8 protein-coding genes and 1 pseudogene are annotated in these 8,563 nt (G+C 58.9%); 4 read left to right on the top strand and 5 right to left on the bottom strand.

The annotated features are described in order from the left end of the window. From CMI59_RS05295 to CMI59_RS05285, 3 genes are all read left to right on the top strand, one after another. A partial coding sequence (locus CMI59_RS05295) for an MFS transporter (RefSeq protein WP_293325698.1) occupies nt 1–816 on the top strand: 816 nt, incomplete at its 5' end. Between the two features lie 162 nt (nt 817–978). Beyond that, nucleotides 979–1,260, top strand: coding sequence for a type II toxin-antitoxin system RelE/ParE family toxin (locus CMI59_RS05290; RefSeq protein WP_293325696.1), 282 nt, complete (start codon nt 979–981; stop codon nt 1,258–1,260). Between the two features lie 34 nt (nt 1,261–1,294). Next, nucleotides 1,295–1,603, top strand: a complete 309-nt coding sequence (locus CMI59_RS05285; protein WP_293325694.1) for a HigA family addiction module antitoxin — start codon at nt 1,295–1,297, stop codon at nt 1,601–1,603. Between the two features lie 11 nt (nt 1,604–1,614). Here the strand turns inward: CMI59_RS05285 and CMI59_RS05280 are convergent, their stop codons facing one another. Further along, on the bottom strand, nt 1,615–2,241 hold the full coding sequence (locus CMI59_RS05280; protein WP_293325691.1) for a TetR/AcrR family transcriptional regulator: 627 nt from the start codon (nt 2,239–2,241) through the stop codon (nt 1,615–1,617). A 71-nt stretch (nt 2,242–2,312) separates the two neighbouring features. Here CMI59_RS05280 and CMI59_RS05275 point away from each other — a divergent pair, with 71 nt between their 5' ends. Beyond that, complete coding sequence (locus CMI59_RS05275) at nt 2,313–3,671, top strand: oxygenase MpaB family protein (RefSeq protein ID WP_293325689.1); 1,359 nt, start codon at nt 2,313–2,315, stop codon at nt 3,669–3,671. A 27-nt stretch (nt 3,672–3,698) separates the two neighbouring features. Here CMI59_RS05275 and CMI59_RS05270 read toward each other — a convergent pair whose 3' ends face one another. The 4 genes and pseudogenes from CMI59_RS05270 to CMI59_RS05255 form a co-directional block, all read right to left on the bottom strand. After that, a complete protein-coding gene (locus tag CMI59_RS05270; RefSeq protein ID WP_293325687.1) occupies nt 3,699–4,643 on the bottom strand; it encodes a BsuBI/PstI family type II restriction endonuclease in 945 nt (314 codons plus the stop codon). Then, complete coding sequence (locus CMI59_RS05265) at nt 4,640–6,109, bottom strand: hypothetical protein (protein ID WP_293325684.1); 1,470 nt, start codon at nt 6,107–6,109, stop codon at nt 4,640–4,642. Before CMI59_RS05265 ends, CMI59_RS05270 begins: the two co-directional genes overlap by 4 nt. Nucleotides 6,110–6,303: 194 nt before the next feature. Beyond that, on the bottom strand, nt 6,304–7,530 hold the full coding sequence (zigA, locus tag CMI59_RS05260; RefSeq protein WP_293325682.1) for a zinc metallochaperone GTPase ZigA: 1,227 nt from the start codon (nt 7,528–7,530) through the stop codon (nt 6,304–6,306). Between the two features lie 129 nt (nt 7,531–7,659). Next, nucleotides 7,660–8,563: pseudogene (locus CMI59_RS05255) on the bottom strand (hypothetical protein); the annotation flags it as partial.

Raw genomic sequence — 8,563 nt, 5'->3', positions numbered from 1 at the left:
GTCGGCACGGCTCTGGGCTTCGTCGCCTCCGCTCTTCTGGTGACGACCGTCATCCTCCCGGCCGCTCGCCGGCTTCGCGACCGGCAACAAAGTTTCGCGGCGCGCGCCCTGCGCGGCATCAGAATCTATCTCGCCACGCCGCGCCTTCGCGGTCTGATGGCCGTCAACGTCGCCGTCGCCGCATCGGGTTCGCTCGTCATCGTCAATACGGTCGTGTTCGTGCAGTCCCGCCTCGGCCTGACGGAAACCGATACCGCGCTGGCGCTGGCCGCCTTTGGCGGCGGTTCCATGCTCGCCGCGCTCCTGCTGCCAAATCTGCTGGAGAAAGTCTCCGACAGGACGGGCATGCTCGCCGGCGCGGCCGTTCTGACAGCGGGTGCCTTGGCCGCGGCGGCGATACAGGCCTATGCAGTCCTGTTGCTCGTCTGGTTCGTCCTCGGTCTGGGCTTTTCGCTGGCGCAAACGCCGACAGGCCGGCTCTTGCGGCGCTCCTCGCACGAAGAAGACCGCCCGTCGCTGTTTTCCGCCCAGTTCGCCCTTTCCCATGCCGCCTGGCTTTTCGCCTATCCGCTCGCGGGCTGGGCCGGTGTCGCAATCGGCATGAACGGGATTTCGCTGCTGCTTGGCCTGATCGCATTGGCCGCCACGCTCATCGCCATCCGCATCTGGCCGGTCGCAGATCCCGTCTATATCGAACACAGTCATGACGATCTCGATGCCGCCCACACCCACTGGCACGAAGGCGAGAACACCGGCGGGAAGCGGCACAGCCACGTCTTCGTCGTGGACGACCTGCACCCGACCTGGCCGTACTGACGCCCTATCCCGGAAATATCGCCTTGAAGGGCCGCGCCCCTCGCTTCCGGGGGTTCGAGTCGCTTCTCCGCTACCATTCGGCGAAATGGTATCATCACACGATACAATTCGCTTGACCTCAGAAACAGTATCACAATACGATACGAACCGTTGAGAGACGGGATGATACGGTCATACAAGGACAGGAAGACAGCCTCCGTGGCCGAGGGAAAACCGTTCAAGGGATTTCCGGCCAACCTTGTCCGCATAGCCCAACGCAAACTCGTCATGATCGAGCATGCAGTGGAATTGAGCGACCTCGCCTCGCCGCCGGGAAACAAACTGCACGCATTGAAGGGAGACCGGAAAGGTCAGTACGCCATCCGGGTGAACGATCAGTTCCGCCTCTGCTTCAAATGGGTCGATGGTCACGCGGTAGATGTAGAGCTTACTGACTATCACTGACCGTTAAAGGCCACGACATCCAAGGAGGGATCAGATGGCACCGAACAAACTGCCGCCCATTCATCCGGGCGAAATCCTGCGCGAGGAATATCTGCGCCCCCTCGGGCTAACGCCTTATGCGCTCGCCAAGAAGCTTCGCGTCCCCCGCACGCGGATCGAACGCCTCAGCCGCGAAGAAACGCCGGTCACGACGGACACCGCCCTGCGTCTGGCCAAGTTCTTCGGCACCACGCCGCAATTCTGGATGAACATGCAGGCGGCCTGTGACCTCGCCATCGAGGCAGAGACGCTGGAAGACGAAATCGCCGCCATCGAAAAATGCGCGGAGATGGAGGCTGCCTGAACGAACGCCCCCTACCCCGGGAACATCGCCTTGAAGAGCCATTCCGCCTGCGCGATGAGGCGCTCGGTCGTATAGGCCTCCGGGTCCGTCAGCCTCAGATGCACCAGCTCTTCCGACACGGCCAGCAGCATATGCACGGCAAGTTCGCTGTCCGGATTGGCCCGGGACGATGAACTCATCCCCTCTTTCTCCAGCGACTCGGCGAAATGCGCCCGCGCCAGCGCGCGGCCCTGCTCCAGCCGGTTATAAAGCTCCGGCGGCCCGCCCTGGCTCGGCATGAGCAGCATCCGCCAGGTTGCGGGCGAGGCGTCCACCGCCTCCAGCATGCCCGCAACGCCCGCCCCGTAGCGCGATTGTCCTTTGGCGGGCGCCCGCTCGGCGGCACTGTCGAAACTCCGCGCCGCCCGCTCATATTCCCGGTCCACCATGGCAAGCAGCAGGTCGGAGAGATTGCCGAATTGCTGGTAGATCACGGTCCGCGTGATCCCGCATTCCCCCGCCACCCGGTCCAGCGTCACGGCGTAAAAGCCTTCCGCGTCCACAATGTCCCGCGTCACGTCGAGGATCTGCTCGCGCCGGTCCTCCACATTCATGCGCTGGCGGCGTGTGGCCTGACTTGTATTTTTTGTTTGCTGCATACTTGCTCCGCTGACCCGGAAAGCATAACTTACAATCTGTAACTTATGAATTGTAAGTTTTGGAGGATGGGATGGAGAGCCTGGAAGCTCTGGAAGCGCGCGTCGCTGCGCAACGCGAAAACCTGCCGGAAATGTACGGCAAGGTGGATTTCTCGATTAAGCCGGAGCGCTTCGTCGACAATCCTGACGAGCAGAGCATGCGCCTGAATGACGGCGACGACAGCACGCGACGCCGCCTCCTCTCCGACCCGGAAACGGTGGCCCGCGCCCGCGCCTACACCATGCTGGGCGACAACACGGCGGACGCCTATGCCGCGCTGATGCCGAAATATGGCTTCCGCGGCCTCATCGGCATGCTGACGCAGGCCTGCGACAAGGGCGTGGAAAACGTGCCCGACGCGCCGGAGGAACTCATTGCCTTCATCCGCGAGATGGAGGCAACGCCGGACTGGATCGACATGAGCCTCATCGAGGAAGGCGCGCGCGTCAGCCGCAATCCCATGGCGACCCTCTCCCCCTTCGTGGTGCGCGGCGCTTTCGTCGCCACCTTCCTCAACAAATATTCCGCGCTCCCCATGGCGCTCACCGGCACGCTTTCCCATGAAACCGCCGTGCGCCGCATCAAGGAAACGGCGAGCTTCTTCACCACCACATCGCTCCCCGGCGCACTAGAGCGTCATGGCCCCGGCTTCAAATCGGCGGCCATGGTGCGGCTCATGCACTCCATGGTGCGCTTCAACGTGCTGCGCGGCTCGGAAAAATGGGACGTCAACGTCTATGGCATTCCGGTGCCGCAGGTGGACCAGATGCCCGCCGGCACCATCGCCGTCTTCCTCCTCGCCTTCCAGATGATGCGCGCGGGCCGCACCGAGTTCACGCCGTCGGAACGCGCCTTTGTGGAGTTCAACCGCTATCGCTGCTGGCTCCTCGGCCTGCCGGAAGACCTGCTGGCCACCACGCCGCAGGGCATTTACGACGCCATGACCATCTATTCCGGCACGCTGCGCGACGGCTATGACGACGAGACCTGCGGCGCGTTGGTCCGCGCCACCATGGCCGCCTATTTCCCGAAGGACCATTCGTTGAAGAACCGCATCTTCAACTTCCTTGAGCGCAGCTTCTCCCGCGTCTATTTCAACCGCCAGTTCCTGAAGGGTGACAAGACCGGCAAGGCGAAGCTGATGGGCGTGGAACTCAGGCCCTACGACCTGCCGCTCTTCGTCTCGCTGGCGCTCTTCATCTTCGGCCGCGAAAAACTCTACGCACTGGCGCTGCGCACGCCCGGCCTGAAGGAATGGGCCGACCGTCGCCTGATCGACAAGCTGAACAGGCTCCTCGTCGATTACGGCCACGCCGAATACACGACCGACCCGTCGCAATATCACGACGAAACGATCCGCGAGCAGCACGGCCACGCCAAGGCGGCATAATCCCGCCACTTAATCGGGGGGCTAACCTTATGTGTCGCTTGTATACGGCCCGAGGAATCTGATCCCATTAAAATGGATCATGTGTGTGGGGGCGTCAGCAACCCACACTTCTGTCTCCCACGCGATTTCTGTAAGGTATTTTCCCATGAATTGCTTTGTCGGAAATGCCGTTACGTAGACAAGGCCTATCGTCGATTCTTCAAACAATCGCATTAGCTCTTCGTGGCGTTTGGCATTAACCGGCCCGTGGCTGGTAACAGCCTCGACCAGCAAAAGCCAATCTTTGTCCTGATAATAGAGCACTACGTCAGGCATCTTGCCGTGACTGTCTATTGTTACCCCCAGCGATGCCAGCAAACGCTCATCGAAATAACCCATCTTCTCTCCAGTATCACCGGCATAGACCAGCTGACTGCCTGGAGCGAAACGCGGTGCGAATTCCTCGATTATTGCCTTGATCAATTCTGAGTGCTCACCGGCACTTAAAGTGATCTTCTTTCCGCCCGGGAGAGCAACCGGAACCTTCACCATCTCTCGTTGGCGAGCATACTTAGCTACCAAAGCCTCATGTGATCCCAAGTATTCCGTCAGGGCATTAGACCATTTCGGCGTCCCAAAAAGGCGTAAGAGCTGAAGTGCTTCAGGAGAGATTTGATAAGCATAATCGCCACTATTTATTGGCCTTCCTGTTTTGTCAGGATTTTCGATGACTAAGCCCGCTGCAAGGAATTGATGAATCGTTTGACGCCGTACGCTCTCTCGGCTGTTAGGGGCATATTTTTTTCCATAGGCATCGCCCATCCATTTCATTATGGGCGTAATACCCATCAACGGATTGGACGCTTCATCCCACCCTTGCTCTTCTTTCAGGTCTAGAAGAGCCAGCAGAGTGTATCCGGAACGCTCGTTGTGTTGCGCTCTGGGAAAGCCCAATTGGCGAAGTACGTCCCGAGCTTCGTCCAGTTTTGTCATTCGATATCTATTATAGCCTTATCTATTTCTTCTTGACTGGCAGACGGATTGTTCCGGGCCCATTCTCCAAGCTGAACAATGGTCGCACGATCTGGATAAGTCATGTTTCTTAGATCAGTCGCGTTGACCTGCGTGTGACCGTTGAAACGACGAAACGCAGCATCAAATGCCGATCCGTTGAGATATATTGCCAACCCACGAGCCGTTGCTTCATCCAGAGGTTTGCGGTCATCGTGGAAGACATTGAAATGATTCTCAAAGCCAATCGCACCCTCATATCCACCGAGTTTTTCCGGTTCAATGAGATAAGCGACAACACGCTTCTTCTCTTCTTTGGAAGAAAAGCGCTTCACGAGCACATAGAATCCAGCGGGGTATAGCAACCGCTCAGTTTCCACGTTTCGCGCTATCGCGTTAGGTTTCTTGAAGGCGGGCCGCGGCCAGATGATGTTTCCCTTCACAAAATGCCCCGGATATAGCAACGGAGCGTCATTAAACTCGGGGAACTGGCGCAAGTGAGGTCGGACACGAAAATCAACAACCGGCCCCGTCGATACTTTCAAACCAATATCTTCAAGCGTCGCATGGTGACGCAAATCTGCCTCACCCTCTTCACCACTAGGAACGTGGATGAACGATTGATTGTCATCCGGGAAAACTATGCTCTCGAACGGATAGATAGACTCGTTCATATCTGAAAAAGTCCGGTCCGTGGACGTGGAGATTGTTACGTCGCCTTGCTCCGCACCTCTAACCAAATGAATAATAACATTCTCCTGAAGAACCGCGTCTTCCTTGAACGCCCTGTCGCGCGATCCAAAAAGATGAATCCGTCGAATTGCTGCCTCTCCCAGCAAGAGGCGACGGAACGGTAGATAGTAAGGACCGTTACAAAAACTACGTGGAATAATTGCGACAACCTCCCCTCCTGGCCTCATCAACTTCAGCGACAATCCAATGAAGCCGCTGTAAAGATTGACTGTCTCCAAGCCGCCCACCCGACACCATTTCCGGTGTAAGGATGAGGCCGATATTTTGCCATAAGGTGGATTTAGGATCGCGTGCGTATAGCGAGGGCCCTTACTCAAAGCAATCATGTGCGCGGCATGCTCGAGAAAATCGCCTTCAACTACCTCGATATCGACGTTGGGGCTAGCAAGCACCGACATGTTCCTACGCAGACCGCCAAGCATATTGACGTCAATCTCATATGCATGTGCCTCGATGCGTTGTTCTTTATTTGACCAGCGTTGCACAAAGGCAGTTGTCAAAGACGCTTGTCCAGCCCCCGCATCGAGGAGCACCACATCGCATGCAGGCGGTGTAAACATTCCCGCCATGAAATTAGAAATTTCCGGCGAGGTCATGTACTGACCAAACTCGGACTGCCTCGAGCGCTGTCCCGGCTTTGGAACAGGCTCAGACGAAGACGAATCAAATAGCTCAAAGTTATCAGTCTGGTCCATGCACCGACCTTAAAAGCCACTCAGAAAAATTTCGAGAAACCTTTTCCCTCCTCTCTACTTAAAGGCTGCCAGCGGTCCACATCAATATTCTCTTTTTGGCCCAACAACCTGGATTCCTGAGTTATTTGCATTTTAGGCTGCTGGATGTTGTTGACCGGGCCCAACGAAAAAGCCGGGCGTCATGCCCGGCTTTTTTATGCCTCCTCGGCCAGCATATTGCTCCGCCAGGCAGGAAACGGATCGCGAAGCTCCGACCAGGCCTTCCAGTCGAAACGCGCTTTCCTGTCGGTTCCAAGAAGGCAGGCATCGAGTTCCGCCCTGATCCACGCCTCACCCATATCGCGCCCGATGAACACGATCTCCTGCCGGCGGTCGCCCCAGACCTTGTGCCAGTGTTTGCGCAGCTCGGTCCGCCATTCCGGATTTTCCGGCCAGCGCTCGCGCGGCAGCGCGTCCCACCAGAAGCCGATCGCTTCATTGCGCACGAGCGCCCCCGCCTGACTGACCTCGCCCACCCATTCGGGCCGCGTCGCCAGCCAGAAATGCCCCTTGGCGCGCACCACGCCCGGCCAGCTCTTGTTCAGGAAGTCGTGGAACTTTTCCGGGTGGAAGGGCCGCCGCGCCCGATAGACGAAGCTGCGAATGCCATATTCTTCGGTCTCCGGCACATGGTCGGCAAAGCCGAGCAGTTCCTTGTACCAAAGCGGGTGCCGCTGGGCCTCCTCGAAGTCGAATAGCCCCGTATCGATCACCTCATCGAGGGCCACGCGCGAAAAATCGGTCTCGATGATTTTCGCATCCGCATTGAGCGAGCGGATGATGCCGCGGGCAATATCGAGGTCCTCCGGCGTCGTCTCGTTCACCTTGTTGAGAACGATCACATTGGCGAATTCGATCTGTTCGACCAGCAGCCCGACCAGCGACCGGTCATCCCCCTCGCCGAGGCTTTCGCCGCGATCCCCGAGAAAATCGGTTGAGGAATAGTCTTTCAACAGGTTCGCCGCATCGACCACCGTGACCATCGTGTCGAGTTCCGCCACATCCCCGAGACTTTCTCCCGCCTCGTCGCGAAAATCGAAGGTCGCGGCAACGGGCAGCGGCTCGGAGATCCCGGTGGACTCGATCACGAGATAATCGAAGCGCCCGTCCTCGGCGAGGTCGCGCACCTCTTTCAGAAGGTCGTCGCGCAAGGTGCAGCAGATGCAGCCATTGGTCATTTCGACCAGTTGCTCTTCCGACCGCGTAAAGGCCGCATCGCCCGCGCGCACGAGATCGGCGTCGATATTCACCTCGCTCATATCGTTCACGATAACGGCGATGCGACGCCCTTCCCGATTGTTCAGGATATTGTTGAGAAGAGTCGTCTTCCCCGCTCCCAGAAACCCGGAGAGGACGGTAACGGGAAGTTTCTGCTCCAGCATTGAGGCACCTTGCGATATGGAACCGGCTTAGTTTTGTAATGTTATAACATTACATTTCTAACGCAAGGCCCACCCCGCGGTCCGGCGCCGCCACCCACCGTCAAATGAGGAAAGTCTGGATAGGCCGTTCTAGTTCAGCACCGCATCCGTCGGGGTGCCCTTGCCAAGCGAGGCGAGGAACTTGTCCAGCGTATTGACCGAGGCAATGCGGCGCACCGCATCGCGGAAGGCCCCGCCACTGCCGGCGCCGATGGGATCGGACACGGCGGCGAAGGCGCTCGCATCCGGGCTTTGCTGCATCTTCTCGCCGAACTTCTTGCGAAGGCGGCCGAGCCCGTCCTCGTCCTGCGCCATGGAATAGGCGATCGCGGCGCGCATCACTTCAAAGCGCGTCTCCGCGTCCAGCGCGCCATCGTTCTTCCAGCTGTCGCCAAGCTCCGCCTCCAGGGCGGCGCCCGCATCGGGCCAGCGCGCCGAATCCCACAGCACATCGCAACGCAGAAGAGCCGCCTTCCGGCTTTTCATCTGCGCCAGCAGGTCCAGCGCATTGTCGTATTGATGGAGGTCGGCCAGCGTGCGGGCCTCCAGAAGGCGGCGCTGTTCCTGCAGCGCGGCGGGAAGCTGCACCTGCCGCGTCTCGCGCAGCGCATGGAGCGCGGCCTTGGGCTTCTGGTCGAGCAGATAGATACCCGCCAGCCGCGCGGCGACCTGCGCCTTGGCCACCCCGCCATGAAGGCGGTTTTCGATCTGATAGTCGAGCAACTGCGCCGCCTGCGGCAGCAGATCCACTTCCACCAGGCGGTCGGCAAGATGGCGGATCATCTCGTCGCCCTTCTGCCCCACCGGCGTCAATTGCTGGAAATTGTAATAAAAGGCGAGCGCCTTCACCGGCGGCATCTCCTTGCCGCCGCCCGAGATGAAGTAATTCGCGAACACATCGGACATCCGCCCGGCCAATACATGCGCCGCATCGCTATGCGGGAAATTGAGCGACACCGTGCGCATCAGCTCCAGCGCCGCCTGAATATTGCCC

The sequence above is a fragment of the Parvibaculum sp. genome, assembly GCF_002684405.1.
Taxonomy (GTDB): domain Bacteria; phylum Pseudomonadota; class Alphaproteobacteria; order Parvibaculales; family Parvibaculaceae; genus Parvibaculum.
This window is presented reverse-complemented; position numbering and strand designations above follow the sequence as displayed.

Coding starts and splice junctions, on each gene's coding strand:
- CMI59_RS05265 (WP_293325684.1), bottom strand. CDS start 6,109: ATGGACCAGACTGATAACTTTGAGCTATTTGATTCGTCTTCGTCTGAG.
- CMI59_RS05270 (WP_293325687.1), bottom strand. CDS start 4,643: ATGACAAAACTGGACGAAGCTCGGGACGTACTTCGCCAATTGGGCTTT.
- CMI59_RS05275 (WP_293325689.1), top strand. CDS start 2,313: ATGGAGAGCCTGGAAGCTCTGGAAGCGCGCGTCGCTGCGCAACGCGAA.
- zigA (WP_293325682.1), bottom strand. CDS start 7,530: ATGCTGGAGCAGAAACTTCCCGTTACCGTCCTCTCCGGGTTTCTGGGA.
- CMI59_RS05280 (WP_293325691.1), bottom strand. CDS start 2,241: ATGCAGCAAACAAAAAATACAAGTCAGGCCACACGCCGCCAGCGCATG.
- CMI59_RS05285 (WP_293325694.1), top strand. CDS start 1,295: ATGGCACCGAACAAACTGCCGCCCATTCATCCGGGCGAAATCCTGCGC.
- CMI59_RS05290 (WP_293325696.1), top strand. CDS start 979: ATGATACGGTCATACAAGGACAGGAAGACAGCCTCCGTGGCCGAGGGA.